The organism is Henriciella barbarensis, assembly GCF_003576345.1.
GTDB classification, from domain to species: Bacteria; Pseudomonadota; Alphaproteobacteria; order Caulobacterales; family Hyphomonadaceae; genus Henriciella; species Henriciella barbarensis.
In genome coordinates this window covers 298,001-317,096 of record NZ_QWGB01000014.1, presented here as the reverse complement: position 1 = coordinate 317,096, position 19,096 = coordinate 298,001, and the positions used below count along the sequence as shown (strand labels likewise).

Annotated in this window: 15 protein-coding genes; 5 read left to right on the top strand and 10 right to left on the bottom strand. The window is 59.9% G+C overall.

Features of this window, described 5'->3' with window-relative positions; all coding sequences use genetic code 11:
• Positions 1–95: 95 nt before the first annotated feature.
• A complete protein-coding gene (locus D1224_RS15890) occupies positions 96–1,514 on the top strand; it encodes an amidohydrolase (protein ID WP_119380904.1) in 1,419 nt (472 codons plus the stop codon).
• A complete protein-coding gene (locus tag D1224_RS15885) occupies positions 1,511–2,776 on the top strand; it encodes an amidohydrolase family protein (RefSeq protein ID WP_119380903.1) in 1,266 nt (421 codons plus the stop codon). Before D1224_RS15890 ends, D1224_RS15885 begins: the two co-directional genes overlap by 4 nt.
• On the opposite strand, the gene D1224_RS15880 is transcribed toward D1224_RS15885, so the two are convergent.
• A complete protein-coding gene (locus D1224_RS15880; RefSeq protein ID WP_119380902.1) occupies positions 2,777–3,583 on the bottom strand; it encodes an NUDIX hydrolase in 807 nt (268 codons plus the stop codon).
• Positions 3,584–3,702: 119 nt separating this feature from the next.
• Here D1224_RS15880 and D1224_RS15875 point away from each other — a divergent pair, with 119 nt between their 5' ends.
• A complete protein-coding gene (locus D1224_RS15875) occupies positions 3,703–4,392 on the top strand; it encodes an EAL domain-containing protein (RefSeq protein ID WP_119380901.1) in 690 nt (229 codons plus the stop codon).
• Here D1224_RS15875 and D1224_RS15870 read toward each other — a convergent pair.
• On the bottom strand, positions 4,389–5,561 hold the full coding sequence (locus tag D1224_RS15870; protein ID WP_119380900.1) for a DUF2336 domain-containing protein: 1,173 nt from the start codon (positions 5,559–5,561) through the stop codon (positions 4,389–4,391). The two genes, D1224_RS15875 and D1224_RS15870, sit on opposite strands and share 4 nt — an antisense overlap.
• Positions 5,562–5,676: 115 nt before the next feature.
• On the opposite strand from D1224_RS15870, the gene D1224_RS15865 reads away from it, so the two are divergent.
• Positions 5,677–6,897: a CaiB/BaiF CoA transferase family protein gene (locus D1224_RS15865; protein ID WP_119380899.1), complete on the top strand. Its 1,221-nt coding sequence runs from the start codon at positions 5,677–5,679 to the stop codon at positions 6,895–6,897.
• Here the strand turns inward: D1224_RS15865 and D1224_RS15860 are convergent.
• The gene (locus D1224_RS15860; protein ID WP_182482337.1) at positions 6,846–9,575 is read right to left on the bottom strand and encodes a M1 family metallopeptidase; all 2,730 of its coding nucleotides are present in this window, start codon (positions 9,573–9,575) and stop codon (positions 6,846–6,848) included. The two genes, D1224_RS15865 and D1224_RS15860, sit on opposite strands and share 52 nt — an antisense overlap.
• A 145-nt stretch (positions 9,576–9,720) precedes the next feature.
• Here D1224_RS15860 and xth point away from each other — a divergent pair, with 145 nt between their 5' ends.
• Positions 9,721–10,500, top strand: a complete 780-nt coding sequence (gene xth / locus D1224_RS15855; protein ID WP_119381000.1) for an exodeoxyribonuclease III — start codon at positions 9,721–9,723, stop codon at positions 10,498–10,500.
• Between the two features lie 6 nt (positions 10,501–10,506).
• Here the strand turns inward: xth and D1224_RS15850 are convergent, their stop codons facing one another.
• The 7 genes from D1224_RS15850 to D1224_RS16805 all read right to left on the bottom strand — a co-directional run bounded on the left by D1224_RS15850 (position 10,507) and on the right by D1224_RS16805 (position 18,994).
• Positions 10,507–10,875, bottom strand: coding sequence for a hypothetical protein (locus tag D1224_RS15850; protein WP_147372420.1), 369 nt, complete (start codon positions 10,873–10,875; stop codon positions 10,507–10,509).
• A 93-nt stretch (positions 10,876–10,968) separates the two neighbouring features.
• Positions 10,969–12,696: a dihydroxy-acid dehydratase gene (ilvD, locus tag D1224_RS15845; protein ID WP_119380896.1), complete on the bottom strand. Its 1,728-nt coding sequence runs from the start codon at positions 12,694–12,696 to the stop codon at positions 10,969–10,971.
• Positions 12,697–12,882: 186 nt separating this feature from the next.
• A complete protein-coding gene (locus D1224_RS15840; protein ID WP_119380895.1) occupies positions 12,883–13,419 on the bottom strand; it encodes a GNAT family N-acetyltransferase in 537 nt (178 codons plus the stop codon).
• A 77-nt stretch (positions 13,420–13,496) separates the two neighbouring features.
• Complete coding sequence (locus D1224_RS15835; RefSeq protein ID WP_119380894.1) at positions 13,497–14,579, bottom strand: isoaspartyl peptidase/L-asparaginase family protein; 1,083 nt, start codon at positions 14,577–14,579, stop codon at positions 13,497–13,499.
• Positions 14,580–14,671: 92 nt separating this feature from the next.
• Positions 14,672–14,803: a hypothetical protein gene (locus tag D1224_RS16785; protein ID WP_267897104.1), complete on the bottom strand. Its 132-nt coding sequence runs from the start codon at positions 14,801–14,803 to the stop codon at positions 14,672–14,674.
• 41 nt (positions 14,804–14,844) lie between these two features.
• Positions 14,845–17,805: a valine--tRNA ligase gene (locus tag D1224_RS15830; RefSeq protein WP_119380893.1), complete on the bottom strand. Its 2,961-nt coding sequence runs from the start codon at positions 17,803–17,805 to the stop codon at positions 14,845–14,847.
• A 91-nt stretch (positions 17,806–17,896) separates the two neighbouring features.
• Positions 17,897–18,994: a DUF2497 domain-containing protein gene (locus tag D1224_RS16805; RefSeq protein WP_325051438.1), complete on the bottom strand. Its 1,098-nt coding sequence runs from the start codon at positions 18,992–18,994 to the stop codon at positions 17,897–17,899.
• Between the last annotated feature and the right edge of the window lie 102 nt (positions 18,995–19,096).

The window sequence follows — 19,096 nt, the reverse complement described above, 5'->3', positions numbered from 1 at the left end:
CGAATTTCCAGATCAATGTTTTCGCCAGCATTGAAAGAACATGCAAACAGGTCACAATAGTCTCCAGATACGGAAATTCCGGCTGAGGGGCTGATATGAAAATTGCGATGCGTCTGGCAGTGGCTCTGTCCGCTGCGACCTTCCTTACCGCGTGTGGCGGCGGAGAGAGCAGCGAGAATGACACCACCGGCGAAAAGGCTGAAGCCTTCAACCGCGACCCTTACCCATCTACCTACTCTCCCTACCCGTCCGGTGCAGTGCTTCTTCAGAACGCAACTGTCTATGACGGGGTCGGGAACGTCTTTGAGAACTACGACGTCCTGCTGGAAGGCGGCAATATTGCTGGCTTGGGCGAGGATCTGGACGCTGGCGACGATGTTGAAGTAATCGACGCGTCGGGCAAGTTCGTGACCCCAGGCATCATCGACAACCATTCCCACCTCGGCGTCTATCCGTCGCCAGGCGTTAGCGCCCATCAGGACGGCAACGAAATATCGGGCCCTGTGACTGCAGAAGTCTGGGCCGAGCATGGCGTCTGGCCGCAAGATCCGGGCTTTACCCGCGCGCTTGCTGGCGGCGTCACCTCCATGCAGATCCTGCCCGGTTCAGCGAACCTGTTTGGCGGTCGGGGTGTTACCCTGAAGAATGTACTGTCCCGCACGGTACAGGGGATGAAATTCCCGGACGCGCCCTACACGCTCAAAATGGCCTGCGGCGAGAACCCCAAGCGCGTCTATGGTTATGGCGGCGGCCGCTTTCCGGGCGGGGCCCCTTACTCGCGTATGGGTAATGTTGCCGGCTATCGAAACTCATGGATCGAGGCCAAGGCCTATCAGGAAAAGTGGAACGCGTGGGAAGCAGATGGCGGCGACATGCCAACCCGTAACCTTGAGCTTGATACGCTTTCGGGCGTGCTAGAAGGCGATATCCTCGTCCACATGCATTGCTACCGCGCCGACGAAATGGCGCAGGTCATCGATATGTCCGAGGAATTTGGCTACGACGTCACCTCCTTCCACCACGCGGTGGAAAGTTACAAGATTGCCGACCTGCTAGCCGAGAAGAACATCTGCTCTTCCATGTGGGCCGACTGGTGGGGCTTCAAGATGGAAGCCTATGACGGCATCCGCGAGAACATCCCGCTCGTTCATCAGGCCGGCGCTTGCGCGATCGTTCACTCTGACAGCGATATCGGCATCCAGCGGCTGAATCAGGAAGCCGCCAAGGCGCTCGCAGACGGCCGTCGCGCAGGTATCGAGATTTCTGACGCTGATGCGTGGACATGGCTCTCCGCCAATCCGGCCAAGTCGCTCGGTATCTTCGATCAGACTGGCTCTCTTGAGATTGGCAAGGATGCAGACGTCGTTCTGTGGAATGGCGACCCGTTCAGCTCCTATTCGAATGCCGAGCGTGTCTATATCGACGGCGCGCTCATGTTTGACCTAGAGAAGCCAGACTTCACCCCCGTTACCGATTTCGAGCTTGGCCAACCCGGCGAAGGAGACCTGAAATGATCTTCAAGTTTGCAGCGATTGCCGCTTCCACTTCGCTCCTCTGCGCTAGTGCGCTTGCGCAGAACCTCGCCATTCAGAACGCCACTCTTTTCGATGGTGAGACGGTTCGCGAGAATGCGACCCTCGTCATCCGGGACGGGACGGTCGTTGCCTGGGCCGATGCAGACCAGCTTCCATCGGGCCTTGAGACCATCGACGCAGAAGGTGCGTGGGTTACGCCCGGTATCTTTTCTGCCTTTTCGCAGATTGGCATCGTCGAGGTTGGCGCAGAAGATTCAACGAACGATACCTCAGCAGGTCAGTCGGGCTTCGGCGCTGCCCTTGATCTCAGCGACGGCTTCAATCCCCGTGCGACAAGTATCGACATTACCCGTATCGAAGGCGTCACGCGAATGGCTGTCGCACCGAGTCTTGGCGCCTCTCTCTTCGGTGGCCAGGGCTTCATTGCGACGACAACCGGTGAGCCCGGCTCAGTAATAGACCGCCGCGCTTTCACGTTCATCAATCTCGGTGAGGCCGGTGCCAGCGTGTCTGGCGGCTCACGGCCTGCAGCGTGGGCGACACTCCGCGCGGCCTTCGGTGACGCCAGAGCCTTTCCGACACGCTATCTCGCGCATAGCGAAGGCGACGCGCTCGGCCGTATGGATGCCGAGGCCTTCACACGGGCGGCCCGCGGCGATCAGCTGATGCTGATTGCAGTCAGCCGTGAGAGCGACATCCGCGAAGTCATTTCGCTCAAAAAAACGATGTCCAATCTTCAGATCGTGCTGGTCGGTGCTCAGGAAGGCTGGATGGCGGCTGACGAGTTGGCCGAAGCAAACATCCCGGTTATCATTGATCCCTATGACAACCTGCCCAGCAGCTTCGCCCAGCTGGGCGCGACGCAACAGAACGCTGCACGGCTTATTGATGCAGGCGTCACGACAGCCTTCGCCCATCTGGACAGCAGCAGCCATCAGGCACGCCTCGTGCTGCAAAGTGCCGGCAACGCCGTCGGCAGCGGTGTTGATCACACCGACGCCCTGCGCGCGATCACATCCGTGCCGGCTGAAATATTCGGCATTGATGGCGCTGGTCGTCTGACCGCAGGCGGCCTCGGCGACCTCGTCATCTGGGACGGCGATCCGCTTGAAGTCAGAAGTGCGCCCGTCCGGATCTTCATTGATGGCGTCGAACAGCCGCTCGAGAGCCGGCAGACAAAGCTGCGCGACCGCTACCTCACTATCGACGAGAGCGAACGGCCTTCGGCCTACAAACGCTGATCAGCGTTTGGCGACATTCTCCACCTTTTCGAGTGGTTCAATCGTCTGCAGATAGCCTGCTTCAGCCGGGATATGCAGACAAGGTTTGCCATTCTGATCCTTGCCCACAACTGGCAGGACCGTGACGACATTTCCGTCTCTGAAACGGTTGATGGCGGTCGGCACACTTTGCGCTTCAGCGAGCTTTCCAAGGTTCATCTTGGTCGGGAAGATGATTGTAGCTTCGCCCGAAGCTTCCATGTCGAGGGCCAGTTGTGGCGACAGCCAGACAGCATCCGTTGTCTCGCGCCCGTCATGGGTCGCAAGCTGCTGCGGCGGGGTCGGCGCCAGATAGAAATGCGTGTCGAAGCGCTTCGGCATCATGTCGGGCGTGATCCAGTGTCCGAAATGCACAAGCGTATCGAGCGCCAGAACAAGATCATGCTCCTTCACCAGTTCGACGAAGCTCTTTTCACGACGATCGACGGCTTCCCGGAACGGGGCTAGTCTGTCGGCGATATCGACGCCAACCAGCGCGGCGCCCTCACCCCGCGCGCTAGCTGGGCGCGCCAGAATAATACCCGACTCTTCAAAGGCTTCCCGAAGCGCGGCAACCCGTGCAATCCGCGCCTTGCCTTCGTAATCACCATCGCTGAGCGCGTCCCATGCGTCGGACGCATCTTCCTCATTGGTCTTGCCGCCTGGGAAAACCAGCGCGCCAGCAGCGAAGTCGATCTGGTAATGGCGCTTCACCATCAAAACCTGCAGGTCCGGTGCATCGCGCAGCAGGAGAACGGTAGCGGAAAGTCTTGGCGCGGCATCGGTCATAACGAATTCTCCCTCAGATCCAGCAAATTTGCTGCAAATCCACTCGTTCCAATCCGCGTGATCTCAACGAGCGTCTGTCATTGTTTTTGTATCGGTACATTCACAGACAGGAATGCGGCATGCAACAGGTACGGACACGCACATCGGCTCAGCCATCAATTATTCCAGGCGAAGGTGAGCTGCGGCTATCCCCTGTCATCCATCTGGTCACTGGCGATATCGTCAATCAGGTTGCCGAAACACAGTTTGCGTTTGACGACCGCGTGTCCTTTGGTGCCGGCAGCCTGTTCGTGAACCGCATCAGCCCTGCTCTCTGGCTTGCACATCAGGTCGAGAGCGTTGCCCGCCTCGCCAACGAAATGCCGCAAGCCACAGCGCGCCCGATCATCATCGAAGCGCCCATCGCAGCCCTGATGCATCCCGACACGCCAATCGCCTGTGAGGCCGCAGCCGCCCGCAGCCGTATCTGCCCGCAGGAAATCTGCATCGAGGTCGACGATGCGACGCTGTCTCAATCCCGGTCTGACATCCTGAAGAGCATCGAAGCGCTTCGCCGCCGCGGCTTCCGCGTGGGCGTGAATGCGACCCGTTCGTGGTGCACCCCGCTCGACACGCATCTCCGCCTGCTGCTGGATTCGGTTCGCATCGACGCGTTGAAAGTCTGGAGCGAAGCAGACCTTCTGAATCGCATCGAAGCGGCGAGCGCCTGCGGCATGGCCGTCATCGCTGAAAATGCACGCTACCGCGATGGTGAAAAGCTGGCCGCAGTGGGCATTGAACTTGCCCGTGCCCCCCGAGTCGACGGCTAGCCGAAACGGCGCGCCGCCTCTTCAGACGGCGGCGTTTCCATGGCGCGCGCCTGCTCTGAATAGAAATCCAGCTTCTCTAGCAGATAGTCGAGGTCGCCCTTCGGGATGGCCTGGAACTGCGTCAGCACGCGCTCAATCATCCGCATCCGGAACCGCGCCTTGTCGTTCGGCCCGCCATCGACTTCGGTTTCGTGGAAGACATTCACGGCAGCCTTGAAGGCTGGCAGCAGCTTGCGCGGCAGGCCGGCCCGGTCGAAGATCGCTGCCAGACCGCGCGGGCCCGCATCATGGATCATCAGCCAAGCCTTGCCATGGGTGACCCCGGCCAGCTCTGCCACAGCATGCTCGACAAACTTCATTTGCCCAAGGCAGAGCGCGCGCATGATGAGAGAGTTGGTCAGGCGGCCGTTAAGGTCCAGCTGGTGCACGAAGTAGCCCATGTCCTGGCTGCGGTCCGCCTGCTCTACCAGATCCACAGTCGCGCGTTCCCGGGCGCCTGAGGCAAGGTCGATGGCCAGTTGAGCTGGTAGCTCATGCCGGTTCACCAGCATGTCGAAAGCCTGCCCTGAGACGAGAGAGACAAGCTTCTCTGCCACATGGACCGGGATGTGTTCGCGCGCGATGAGCGCGGTCTTCACGCCTTCATTTTCTGCAAACCGGTCGATGGAGCGGTCGAAGGCCTTATTGGTCCAGCTTGCGCCGCGATTGCGCGCCAGCGCGGCAACAGCGTCAGCGATGCCTTCGCCAGCGATGGTTTCGCAGAGCTCAGCGGCAATCCGGTCGCGAGAGGCAATCGCAATCTGCTTGGCGCCTTCCACGGCGCGGACCAGTTCGATCAGGTCCTGGTCCGTCAACGATGGCGAATACTGAAGCACAGGCAGGGCGACTGTCTCGACATCTCTTGCAAGTTTCAGTGCCACATCGCGCGGCAGGCGCGGCGAATTGCGCAGCGCGACAGCCAATGTCTTACGCACAAGCTCAGCAGCATCCTGAGCGAGGATGGCGATAATCTCTTCTGCATGGCGGCGTTCGGTGTCGGTCAGCGGATCAGTCGCAATGCGGCGGCAGAGCTTGTGCGCAATGCCAGCCCGTTCGTCCGGTGTCTCACCTTTCATGAGCCGCTCAATGTCCCCTTCGGACAATTGCGGCCGCATGCTTGAAATACCCATCGATAGCGCCTTCCCTCAGCCGAGGAATCAATTTGCTGAGAATTGTATTGTGCCGGTTAATGTCCGGTTTACCAATGGGTCCGGCAGCAGACCTGAAATAAATCTGGGAGTAGATATGCTCGAAGGCATTCGCGTCATCGAATACGCAACTTATATGGCCGCCCCTGGCGCAGGCAGTATCCTGAGTGACTGGGGCGCCGAAGTGATCAAGGTCGAACCGCCCGGCGGCGACCCGATCCGCAAATTCTTTGCAACTATCGGCACGGATATTCAGGACAATCCGGTCTTTGATTTCGACAATCGCGGCAAGAAGTCCATCGCGCTCGACACCACGACCGATGAAGGCCGCAAAATTCTCCGCGAACTCGCCGAAAGCGCCGACGTCTTCCTGACCAATGTTCGCCCCGGCGGCCTCGCGCGTTCTGGTCTCGACTATGAAGGTCTGAAATCGGTCAATCCGAAGCTCGTCTATTGCAGCCTGACCGGATACGGCCTCGATGGCCCAGATGCGGACAAGCCCGGCTTCGACGTGGCTAGCTTCTGGGCACGCTCCGGCGCAGCCCGTACCACGATCCCGAAAGGCGGAGAGCCATTCCCCTGCCGGACTGCCTTTGGCGACCATACGACCAGTATTGCTGCAGCCGCCGGCATCTGCGCCGCACTCGTCGAAGCCACCAAGACTGGCAAGGGACGCCTTGTAGAGGCCTCGCTCCTTCGCACCGCCCTCTTCACGCTCGGCTCCGACTTCGCGATCCAGCTCTTTTTCGGGCGGCTTGGCTCTACCAAGCAGCGCCATGAGCAGACCGTGCCGATCATGAACTTCTTCCGCACCAGCGATGACCACTGGCTTTGCATCGTTGCACGACAGGGTAATTCCGACTGGGCACCGATCTGCCGGGTTATTGGCCGCGAAGACCTTATCGAAGATGAGCGCTTCTCTTCACCAAAGGCGCGTCGCAAGAACAGCGTCGAATGTGTTGGTATTCTCGACGCAGGCTTCGGCGAGATGAAGAAAGACGAAGCTGCAAAACGTCTAGATGAGCAGTCCATCGCCTGGGCGCCGGTTCAGACGATGGCCGAAGCAGCTGCCGACCCGCAGGTTCAGGCAGCTGGCGGCATCGTCGATGTTCCATCGGCCGCTGGCGATGGCACATCATTCAAGTCACCCGCCTCGCCGGTCCGGTTCCCGGGCGCCAATGATGGCCCGAAAGGCCCGTCACCGCAATTTGGCCAGCACAGCCGCGAAGTCCTCGCATCGCTTGGGCGCAGCGAGGACGAAATTGCTCAATTGCTGTCGTCGGGCGCCGTCTCGGACGGTGCGAAACCAGCGAAATAGCTGCGGATATCATCACCCCGTTCGGCTTCAAGCGCGACGCAAAGTCCAATGCTTTCGCGCGCTTCAGCCAAGGCACGTTCGTAGCCGGGGGCCAGTTCACCATATTCAGCGAACAGGTCTTCGAGCTCGGCCTCGGCCTTCGGAGAACAGAGATTCCCTGCCAGGCGCGGCGTTGAGCGCGGGCGCTGTCCGGGGATGCGGAGCACGAATTCCGGGTAATTAGCCTGTAGCCACGTCCAGGCATCCTGCATGGTCTCGCTCTGGCGCATCTGGCCGGACATGATGGAATAGGTCTCACGGGTGCCGAGCTGGCCAGACATGGACAGATCCATGATTACCGGCAGAAGCTCAGGATCATTGTTCTGGCCGATGGCATAAGCTACGGCCTGCTCGAAGGTGGGGTCGTCAATGTCCGAAAGCGAAGCCATCATGGCGTTGAGGAACGGCTCACCGCCCTCCTGCATGCCGATTGCAAGCGCTGTTGAGAAGTCATCACTCGTCAGCCCGCGCACGTCGCCGCTCACGGGAAGACCGACATAGGCATTCGCCGCGCGTGCGAATTCACTGCGAAGCGCAGCATCATTCCCGGTCCGGGCGAGGAAGGATTCAAGTCTCGAGGTCAGAATAAGATCGCTCTCTCGCTCTGACGCTCGCGCCTGTTCAAGGCGAGGCCCGAACACGCGGGCAATCTCCGCTTCCATGCCAGCTTTTGCTGCAGCGCTACCGGATACCGTCCGGTAGAGCGCAGAATAAGAACGCACCGCGCCATTGACCACTTGTCGTTCCTCATGTCGGGCAGCGGCGTTCGCAATCGCCATTAAGGTCGGCAGGGCCAGCTCGCCTGCTTCGAAGCCTGCTCGCGCGCTGTCGACGGCTGTCATCGCTTCGCCCGGCTCCAGCGAACCGAAATTAATGGCCAGTAGCGCCCATTGCGCATCTGGCAGTGTGAACCGCCAGTATCCGGCACCACGCGCATTCGGCATGATCCAGTCAGGACAGGTCTCGAACTGGTCGAGCACAAGCGTAGCTGTCTGCTCACTCATCATGGTGCAGACGCGCTCACGATTGTCCCCGCTCGCAGCAACGAGACAATAGGGAATTGTCCAGCGACGGCCTTCTTCGATCGGACTTCCCAGCGGCTGGTAGCGGCTCTGCGAAAGCAACACTTCCGGCGTGCGGCCTTCACGGCACTGCAAATCTGCGCTCACAAGCGGCAGACCTGATTGCTCTACGAAACTGCGGAACGCTGTGGTCAGATCTGGCTCGTCTGTCTCATCGGCGATGACCTCGAAGAAGTCAGGGCTGTCAGCTACGGAGTCTTCGAAGCGCGAAATATAACGCCCCAGCGCAGGGCGGAATGTCTCGGCGCCGAAATAGGAATCGACCATCGCGATAACGGCGAGGCCCTTGTCATACGTGATGGAGTCGTAGGCGTTGCGAATGTCCTCATTGAGCGTGATTGGCTCTCGCACCGCCCGGGCGCTGCGCAGGCTGTCGAGCGACATGGCGCTGATACTGTCGGCGACAGCGTCCAGCTCATAACCGCCTTCAGGTTCCATTTCGGAAAGTACAATCCCGGTGGCCCAGCTAGAGAACGCTTCTTTCAGCCAGAGGTCATCCCACCATGGCGGCGTTACCAGATCGCCAAACCACATATGCGCGATCTCATGGCTGTGAATGTTAAGAAGCGCGCGGCGCATCGCCGGCCCGCTTGAGGGACCATAAAGAATACGGCTCTCACGGTATGTGATCGCAGCGGCGAGTTCCGTTGCACCGCTTGGCCATTGCGGCGCGGCAATGATGTCCAGCTTTTCGTATGGATATGGAACGCCAAGTTCCTTCTCGAAAAAGGCCACCATCGGCTCGGTCATCGTCAACGCATAAGAAATTTCATCTGACTTGCCCGCGCGCGTGTAACCCGTGAGCGGCACTGAAAAATCCCTGACCTCGTTTGGCGAAAGCGATGGACCGTCCAGCCGGTCGAAAGGTCCAACTGCCAACGACAGGAGATAAGTCGGGAGTGGACGGGTCTGCTTAAAGCTGATCCGCTTGAGACCCTCTTCCTCCAGATATTCTTCGATCGCAATGGACGTGTTCGCTATCGCGGTGTCGGTTCCCGGCACGGTCAGCGTCAAATCAAACGGGGTCTTGAAGCGCGGCTCGTCAAAACCGGGCATGAACCGGCGCGCCTGAATGCTTTCTGATTTGGCAAGCGCGTAAGCGTTACCCTGCTCATCGACTTTGAACAGGCCTGTGAGGTTGGCATCGAACGGTGCCGTGTAATCAATCGCGACCCTGACATTCCCTGCGCCGGTGCGGCGTGGAAAATGTATCCAGGCCACGCCTGAGCTTAGGACATCGCGCCAAGTCGCTGTTTCATCCTGCATATTGTCACTGGTGACGGTGACCTCACGAATTTCCAGCCCCTGCCCGTGCAACCAGAAGCCTTGTGCTGGTTGATCGAACTCGACATCGATCATCACAGTGCCGCCAAACCGGCTCCGGCGCGGGTCGATTTCCAGATCCATCGTATAAGCGGTCGGCCGCACCCCATCGGGCAGCGGCCCGCGAGGTGCGCGCTCATAGAGGTCGGCAAGTTCGGGTTGCTCCTGGCGCGGCGTGGGCCCGCAGGCAGCAAGCCCGACGACGAGTGCACAAACAAGAATAAGACGTTGCATGGAGAACCCTGAATTACGTGTAACAATCCATATGAGCCAGCCGCCTTGGGCGTCACCCTGAAATTGGACTGCCAGCTGTATTTCGAGCCGCGCCGATCTCTGACTGCGCATGGCGCACGGCCTGAATCGACCCTATAAGGACGCCATGAAAATCGCGACCTGGAATGTGAACTCCATCAAGGCCCGCATGGCGACGGTTCTTGATGTCCTGAAAACCATCGATGCAGACGTCATCTGCCTTCAGGAAATCAAATGCGAGACCGAGAACTTCCCTTATATGGAGATAGAAGAGCTCGGCTATAATTGCGCTGTTCACGGGCAGAAGAGCTATAACGGCGTGGCGCTCCTCTCGCGGTATCCGCTTGAAGACATTGTAACCGGCCTGCCCGGCAACGAAGACGATGATCAGGCCCGCTATATTGAAGCGCTCGTCCTTGCTGACAGGCCCGTACGTGTGGGCGGCCTGTACCTGCCCAATGGCAATCCGGCGCCAGGACCAAAATACGACTACAAGCTTGGCTGGATGAAACACCTCAAGGCCCATGCCGAGGCGCAGCTGAGGCTGGAAGAATCCTTCGTGCTGGCGGGCGATTACAACGTCATCCCACGCGACGAGGATTGCTGGGATATCGCTGTCTGGCGCGACGATGCGCTGGCGCTGCCGACAACGCGCGCGGCCTTCCGCGAGCTAAAGTGGCTGGGCCTGACAGAAGCTTATGAGGCCGCTGATGGCCGCGCACATGAGTACAGCTTTTGGGACTATCAGGCCGGCGCCTGGCAGAAGGGTCACGGCATCCGTATCGATCACCTTCTGCTGTCGCCCCAGGCTGCAGACCGGCTCACTGGTGTCGAGATATACAAGAAGGCGCGCGGGCTGGAAAAACCGTCAGACCATGTACCGGTAATCGCAACCCTGTCGGACTAATCCGGCCTAGTCTTTCGGGACGCAGTGGGTGTTATAGGCGTTGACGCGTGCATTAGCGCTTGCTGCCTTCTCTTGTAGGTCAGCCTCGACCGCCCGCAATCGTGCTTTCAGGTCTTCATAGGCCGTCCTGGACCTGTCAGCTTGCTGGGCCTGCTCGGCACTGAAATTGCGCAGGGCCTGATCATTCTGCCAGCTATCACCCGCATCCTCGACCTTCGGCACGAGCGCGTCGCGCTCGGCTTTCAACTCAAGAACAGTTTGTTGAGCTGTTCGGATGCTCTTGGCTTGCTGAACGCAGCTTTCAGAGGCGGCCGCGAAAGGCGCCGCCACGACAGCGGTCAGTGACAGGGCAGCGACAGTCAGGGAGTGGGTCATCTTGATCATCCTCTGAGACTAAAGGTGCGAGCCTGAAGCCTCGGTGAACGGCGTGACCATTCCATGGCCGCAATCTGCAGCTTTTACGACGATTTAGAGATCTGCGTAAACATGGCGCTCGGCCTTGAAGCCTTCGTGGGTGACAGCCCCCTGATAGGCCGGGCCGACCAACTTCGCGAACTTGGCCAGTGCGCCTGACGCATACTTCGTCTCCCGCGGAGCCCAGCTTTTGCGGCGCTCTGCGAGCTCTGCTTCGCTGACTTCGAGATCGATTGTGCCTTTGGCCGCATCAATGGAGATCATGTCGCCATCCTTGATGAGACCGATCGGCCCGCCTTCCTGCGCTTCCGGGCCGACATGGCCAATACAGAAGCCGCGCGTCGCGCCAGAGAAGCGGCCATCGGTGATCAGCGCAACCTTGTCGCCCATGCCCTGCCCGTAGATCGCAGCTGTGGTCGACAGCATCTCACGCATGCCGGGGCCGCCCTTGGCACCTTCATAGCGGATGATCAGCACGTCGCCTTCCTTGTAATCCCTCGACTCGACGGCCTTGAAGCAGGCTTCTTCGCCATCGAAGACGCGCGCCGGGCCGCGGAACTGGAGCGAATGGAGACCTGCAACCTTCACGATCGCGCCATCCGGGGCGAGCGAGCCCCATAGGCCGACTACACCACCCGTCTTGGTGATCGGCTTGCTGGCAGGTGAGATGACTTTCTGCTCCGGGTTCCAGGTCACTTCTTCGAGGTTCTCCGCCCAGGTCTTACCCGTGACCGTGATACAGTCCCCATGGACAAGGCCTTCTTCCAGAAGGGTTTTCATCAACATCGGTACACCGCCAGCCTCGCCAAAATCCTTGGCGACGTATTCACCGCCCGGCTTGAGCGAGGCGATGTATGGCGTCTTCTCGAAGATTCGGGCGACGTCCTTCAACTCGAAATCGACGCCGCACTCATTCGCCATGGCTGGAAGGTGAAGGGCTGCATTGGTCGAACCGCCAGTTGCCGCCACCACAACGGCTGCGTTCTCAAACGCCTCGCGCGTGCAGATATCGCGCGGGCGGAGATTGCTCTCGATGAGGCGCATGACAGCCTCACCAGAGGCAACGGCGTACTCATCGCGGTTGGCATAAGGCGCTGGCAGGGCCGATGACAGCGGCAGCGCGAGACCAATCGCCTCGGACACGCAAGCCATTGTATTTGCGGTAAATTGACCGCCGCAGGCGCCATCACCCGGACAGGCAATCTTCTCCAGCGCGTGGAGCTTCTCCTCGGTCATGTCATTATTTCCAGCCGCATGGGCGCCAACAGCTTCGAAAACGTCAAGAACCGTGACGTCCTTGCCCTCGAACCGGCCCGGCAGGATCGAGCCGCCATAGAGAAAAACAGATGGAACATTGAGGCGCAGCATAGCCATCATCATGCCAGGCAGAGACTTGTCGCAGCCAGCCACGCCGACCAGCGCGTCGTAGCCATGACCGCGCATGGTGAGCTCGACGGAATCTGCAATAACCTCGCGCGAAACCAGCGATGAGCGCATGCCTTCATGGCCCATGGCGATGCCGTCTGTGACGGTGATCGTACAGAATTCGCGAGGGGTGCCGTCGCCGGCCTTTACGCCTTCGGACACTGCATGCGCCTGGCGCATCAGGGCGGTGTTACAGGGGGCCGCTTCATTCCAGCAGGAGGCGACCCCGACGAAGGGCTTTTTGACGTCCTTGGTCGAGAGGCCCATCGCGTAATAATAGCTGCGGTGCGGGGCGCGGGCCGGGCCTTCGGTCACATGGCGCGACGGCAGGCGTGACTTGTCCCAGGTCTTGCTCATTTCGCTGGCTCCTAAAGCTTGATCTTCGCTGATCTGATAGAAGCCCGGCCGGGTTGAGGCTAGGGGGCGACGACGAATTTCCGCCGGAAAGTGTGCGAAAAATTCTGCCCCTTAGCCCTCAAAACACAGTGCAGTGACGGTGTACTGACGGTGTTTTTGCCGATGCAGCGCATACCCTGCGCAATTTTATTCCAATTTCAGGCGCATCAGGAATTCAAGATCGAGGTGATTCCCGACAGGGAAGTCGAACTCTCCCACTTTCTCGAAGCCATGCCGCTCATACAGCCTGCGCGCATCTTCGTTTTCGGAAAAGACGCTCAGATAGAGTTCCGGCGCTCTAGAGATCTTCGCCCAGTCCACGGCCTCGCCAATAAAGTGCGAACCGAGCCCCCTGCCCTGCAACGGCGTATCAACATAGAGCCGCATCAGCTCCACCGCCCCCTCCTTCGCATCATCTGCGGGCAACTCCAGCGGCGAGCAGACGAGATAGGCCCCAAGCGCACCATCTGGCAGAGCGGCGAGCCGGACGAGGTAGTCCGGGCTGTCGATCATATGAGCGTAGAACGTCTGGGCATGAGCCTCTTCGAGATAGGTGTCGAGATCGGCCTTGGCATAAAGATGACCAAACTTTTCAAGAAAGGTGCGCTGGCCAAGTTCTTCCAGCGCGGCGGCGTCACCCGGCACAGCAGCGCGGATGGTAACGCCTGTGAGATCAGCTGCCATTCCTACGGTCCCCTCCTTACAGGCTGCGTTGCAAAGCTGCGGCGCTGACTGGCGGACAGCTCATCCCGGCAGCGTAATTACTCGTCAGCCTCGAAGATAGCCGTTTCCAGTGTGCCGTCGGCGTCCATCATGCCGCGATACATGCCGGCGGAATTGAAGACGTAGGCATACTCACCTTCGCCGCCCATAACGATCACGCCGCCATCGCCGCCAAGATCAGCAACCTGGCCGAGCGTGTTTTCTGAAGCTGATTGAATGTCTTCGCCTGCCAGTTCGACGCGCGAACAGATTGTCTTGGCGACGCCCACCCGAATGAAGTATTCGCCGTGACCGGTGGCGGAAACGGCGCACACGCCGTTCTGGGCATAGGTCGCCGCGCCGATGAGAGGCGAGTCGCCGATGCGGCCGTGCATCTTGGCGGTCATGCCGCCTGTTGTCGTGGCCGAAGCGAGATTACCATTCTGATCAATAGCTACGGCGCCGACCGTGCCGTGGCGATCCGCGTCGGTGCGCTGCTGTGTGTCGAGGACGCGCTCAAGCGCTTCGCGGCGGCGGTCCGTGGTGAAATGGGAATTCTCGACCATGTCGAGGCCAACCGATTCAGCAAAGCTGTCGGCGCCGTCGCCTGCAAACATGACGTGTTCCGACTGATCCATCACAGCGCGGGCGGCGAGGATCGGGTTCTTGACCCGGGTTACGCCCGCGACAGAGCCGGCATCACGCTGGCTGCCTTCCATGATGGAGGCATCAAGCTCATGCATGCGGTCGGCGGTCATCACCGCGCCGAAACCCGCATTGAAGAGCGGATCGTCTTCCATTGTGAGGACGGCAGCCTGGACAGCATCAAGCGAGCTGCCACCGTTTGAGAGCACGTCGGCGCCAGCACGGAGCGAGGTTTCGAGGGCGGCGGTATAGGCTGCTTCCTGCTCATCGGAGAGGTTCTCTCGCAGGATGACCCCTGCCCCGCCATGGATCACGATCCGCCAGTCTGGGCGCTCAGCTGCCGCCATTTCGGTCTCCGTATCCGCTGACGGGGTGGCCTCCGTCGCCGCTTCGGAATCTGCTTCTACAGCGGCATTCAGCTCTGACTGTTCTGGCGCTTCGGGCGCACAGGCGACAAGTGTGAGACCAAGACAAAAGCTGGCGGCGGCGCGGTACATGGCAATTCCTCGCTGAAACTGGGGGCGTTCTCTGGTCGCCAATGTGCAAGCTTCGGGTGGCCATTGGCAAGGGCAGCCCCCAAGGGCTCGACCTATTCGCGCGGCCCAGGACCGGACCGGCCGTGGAGGCCGCCCGGCCGGTTCGCCTTGCGAAGCAGGTAAAAGAGAATGCCGATGTCAAAGATTACGAAGGCGGCGATGCCAACGAAAATCAACCAGTTCATCCTCTTACCTCACCTTCTGGCCTCAAGCTCAGGCCTCATGCTCAAGAAAGATCAGCGAGCTGATCGCGGGCCGACCGGAGCTTTGCAAGCGTCGCCGTCCACTCAGTAATCCGTTCGCGGTTTTCTTCGACGACCTCTGGCGGGGCCTTCGAGACGAAGTTCTGATTAGAGAGTTTCTTTTCGGTACCCTCAATGTCCTTGGAGAGTTTCGCCATCTCCTTGTCGAGACGCGCAACCTCATCAGACAGGGTGATGAACTCCTGCACTTCAAGCGCGATCGTTTCTTCGCCAGACGCGATGGTGACGGCGCCGGCGGGCTTTTCAGCAGCGATAACGAAGGCAGACAGGCGAGCGAGTTGCCGGATCGGCGTCTCGTTCTCCTTGGCCCAGCCCTTCACCTTGTCGGAGGCGCCGATGAGCGAGGCAGCGACCTGCGCGCCAGCCGGCACGTTGAGGACGGCCCGCGTGGAGCGAATCTCTGACACGGTATCGAGCACCCATTGAAGCTCTGCCTCGGCATCGCTGTCGGCCCACGCGTCCGCAAAGGCCGGCCAGTCCTGAACCATGAGGAAGTCAGGGCGCTTGCGGCCTTCCTGCTCGGTCTGGCTCCAGAGAGCTTCGGTGACGAAAGGCGTGAACGGGTGGAGCAGCTTCAGCGTCTGGTCGATGACCCAGCCGCAGGCCTTGCGGGTCTCGGCCTTGGCGGCTTCATCCTCGCCATTCATGACCGGTTTGATGAGTTCGATGTACCAGTCGCAGAGCACGTTCCAGATGAACTGGTAGAGTGCTTCGGCGGCTTCATTGAACTTGTAGGCTTCAAGCGCCGTGGTGACCGCCGCCGCCGCCTTGCCTAGCTCTGCCGCGATCCAGCGATTGAGCGGCAGTTTGAGATCGCCCGGCTCGAGGTCGTGGCCGAACTCGCACTGGTTCATCTCTGCGAAACGGGCCGCGTTCCAAAGCTTGGTCGTGAAGTTGCGATAGCCTTCGACCGCCTGCGGCGAGAGGCGGATATTGCGCCCCTGTGCGGCCTGACGGGCAAAGGTGAAGCGGAGCGCGTCGGCGCCGTACTGGTCGATCAGCTCCAGCGGGTCCATGGCATTGCCCTTGGACTTCGACATCTTCTGGCCCTTCTCGTCGAGGACGAGGGCGTGGATATAGACATCGTGGAACGGGATTTCGCCGTCCATGAACTGAATGCCCATCATCATCATCCGGGCGACCCAGAAGAAGATGATGTCATGCGCGGTGATCAGCACGCTGGTCGGGTAATAGGTTTGCAGGTCGTCTGCCTTCTCCGGCCAGCCCTGTGTGGAGAATGGCCAGAGCGCGGACGAGAACCAGGTGTCGAGGACGTCTTCGTCCTGCCACACCGGGTACACAAGCGTTGGATCAGCCTCAGTTCTCACTTTTGAAACCTGCTGCTCAAAGATCTCTTCGGCTTCCTTACGACTAGAAACTAAAACAACGCTTTCGAAGCCGGCGTGCATTGACTTCGCAGCATTTAAAGCAGCATCGACGGCTTCTGCCTCGGTCAACTTCACGAAGTAAGACAGCGCCGGTCGAGTTGAAGTCTTGCCTTCTTCGTCAATATATTCCTCAGCCCAACCAACGGCACCCACTGAGCCTTCGCCACCGACAATTTTCCGATCAATGCCGTACCACACCGGAATCCGGTGCCCCCACCAGAGCTGGCGGGAGATGCACCATGGCTGGATGTTGTCCATCCAGTTGTAATAGGTCTTGGTCCAGTTTTCGGGCACGAATTTGGTGCGGCCTTCGCGGACAGCCGCGATCGCAGGTTTGGCCAGTTCTTCGGCATTCACATACCATTGGTCCGTCAGCCACGGCTCAATGACGACGCCGGAGCGGTCGCCGAAGGGCTGCTCGACTTTTTTCTTCTCGATCTCGACCAAAAGGCCGAGCGCGTCGAAATCTTCCTCGATTTTCTTGCGCGCCTCATAACGGTCGAGACCGCGATAGGCGTCGGGGACGCCGGCCGCATCGGCTTCGCCACCATCGACGATGGCCGCGATGTTAGTCAGGATATTGAGGCGCGGCAGGCCCGCGCGCTCGCCGACCTGGAAGTCGTTGAAGTCGTGGGCTGGCGTGATCTTCACAGCGCCCGAGCCCTTTTCAGGGTCGGCGTGTTCATCAGCAACAATCGGGATGCGGCGGTTGACGATGGGCAGGTCGACGAACTTGCCGATGAGGCCTTTATAGCGCTCATCATCGGGATGAACGGCAACGCCTGTATCACCGAGCATCGTCTCGGGCCGCGTTGTCGCAACGACGATATAATCACGCGTCTCGGTGCCAGCCGGATTGCCGTCTTCGTCCTTGACCGGGTGTTCATAGGTGACGCCATCCGCGAGCGGATAGCGAAGGTGCCAGAAAGCGCCCTGCACTTCTTTCTGCTCGACTTCGAGATCTGAGATGGCTGTCTGGAAATGCGGATCCCAGTTTACGAGGCGCTTGTCGCGGTAAATGAGCTTCTGATTGTAGAGGTCGACGAAGACCTTGCGGACCGCTTCCTGCATCTGGTCGTCGGGATTGTCCCGGTCGCCCATGGTGAAGCGTTCATTCTCCCAGTCGCAGGACGCGCCAAGACGCTTCAGCTGCTGGATGATCTGGCCGCCGGATTTCTCTTTCCATTCCCAGACGCGGTCGACAAACGCTTCGCGGCCAAGGCTGGCACGGCTTTCATTGCCGGCTTCTGCAAGCTGGCGCTCAACCACCATCTGTGTCGCGATACCGGCATGGTCGGTGCCCGGCTGCCAGCGGACATTCTTGCCGCGCATGCGCTCAAACCGGATCAGGATGTCCTGAAGCGTATTGTTGAGCGCGTGGCCCATATGCAGGACGCCGGTGACGTTTGGCGGCGGGATGACGACCGAATAGGCCTGAGCACTCGTATCGCCGGAAGGGCGGAAGCAGCCCGCCTCTTCCCAGCGCTCATAGATGCGCCCTTCGGCGCTCTTGGGATCGAAGCGTTGGTCAAGCATGTCGTCGGTCCATCATCAGGTCAGTTTACAAAAGAAAAGGCGCGCCGGTTCAGGGCGCGCCTCGTCTCTATATCAGGGTAAGAACGAGGGTCTAGCGCGCCATGCGGGCGATGCGCTGTACTTCTTCCTCGACCTTGCGCTCAACGATCGTTGGCAGGTTGGCGTCGAGCCATTCCTTGATCATCGGGCGCAGAAGTTCGCGCATCAGGCCATCGAGCGTGTTCGGGTTGGCCTCTTCCTCAGCGGAGCGCTTGACCATGAGCTTGCCGAGCGCCGTCGCGGCCGCTCCAGCGATACGCTCATCGGTAAGCGCGTCGCCGCCCGTTGGGTCTGACGAAGTTGTCTGTTCGGTCATCTGAGGCTCCGGCTCTGGTTGTGGCGGGCTGAAATCAGCAATGGATGGCTCAGTCTCCGGCTCCACCTCGACGGGTGGCGCGGCATCGAAGCTGGCGGTGAATTCGGCGGCCTGCGGCTCTGGCGTCAAGCCCTGCTCGGTCGGTTCCGGCTGTGGCGCGACACCTTCGAGTGGTGCGACAGGCTCAAACGAGTTGTCTTCAAAGCTTTCTTCCGTCGACCAGTCGCCGTCATCCTCGCTCGATACCTCATGACCGCTTTCTTCACGGGCATATGTCGAGCTATCGGCTTCTGTCCGCGGCGCCGCCAGTTCCTGTGGCGACCAGGTGGCGCCGGGCGACCTTGCGGCTTCCTCGAAGGCGGGCGCATCGACAGTTGGCTTTTCGTCGAACGTCTCAAGACCGAAATCTTCCAGGTCGTCGTGTTCGGCTTCGAAAGGCTGCGGCGCTTCCGGCGCGAATTCGGGCTCGCTCGATGTGCCGACTTCCGCCGTCAGGTCTTCGAACATGTCGTCATCAGCGTCTGAAAGAAGGCTGCCCGACGCGTCCTGACCTTCCATCAGGTCGAAGTCAGCATCGCCGTGGGCTTTCTCCTGCTGGGCGAAAAAATCGTCCTCAGGATTGTTGACTTCATCCGATTCGGTTTCGGCCACGACGTCGTCCAGCGAAAGGTCACCGAAATCATCATCATCTGAAACGTTTACATCAACCGAGCGGGCGGCCTGCGGCGCGTCCCCATCACCTGTCGACGAAGAAGGACCATCGTCGGCAATAATCTTGCGGATAGACGCAAGAATTTCCTCCATCGTCGGCTCGGATTGCGCTTTGTCAGCCATTTTCAGCTCCCGCAGAAAAGAATTTATGCCCTGATCCGGCTATACCGCGCCAGTTAACATGATGTTATGACGGATTCGAACGTGATTACACCGGTCAGGCGA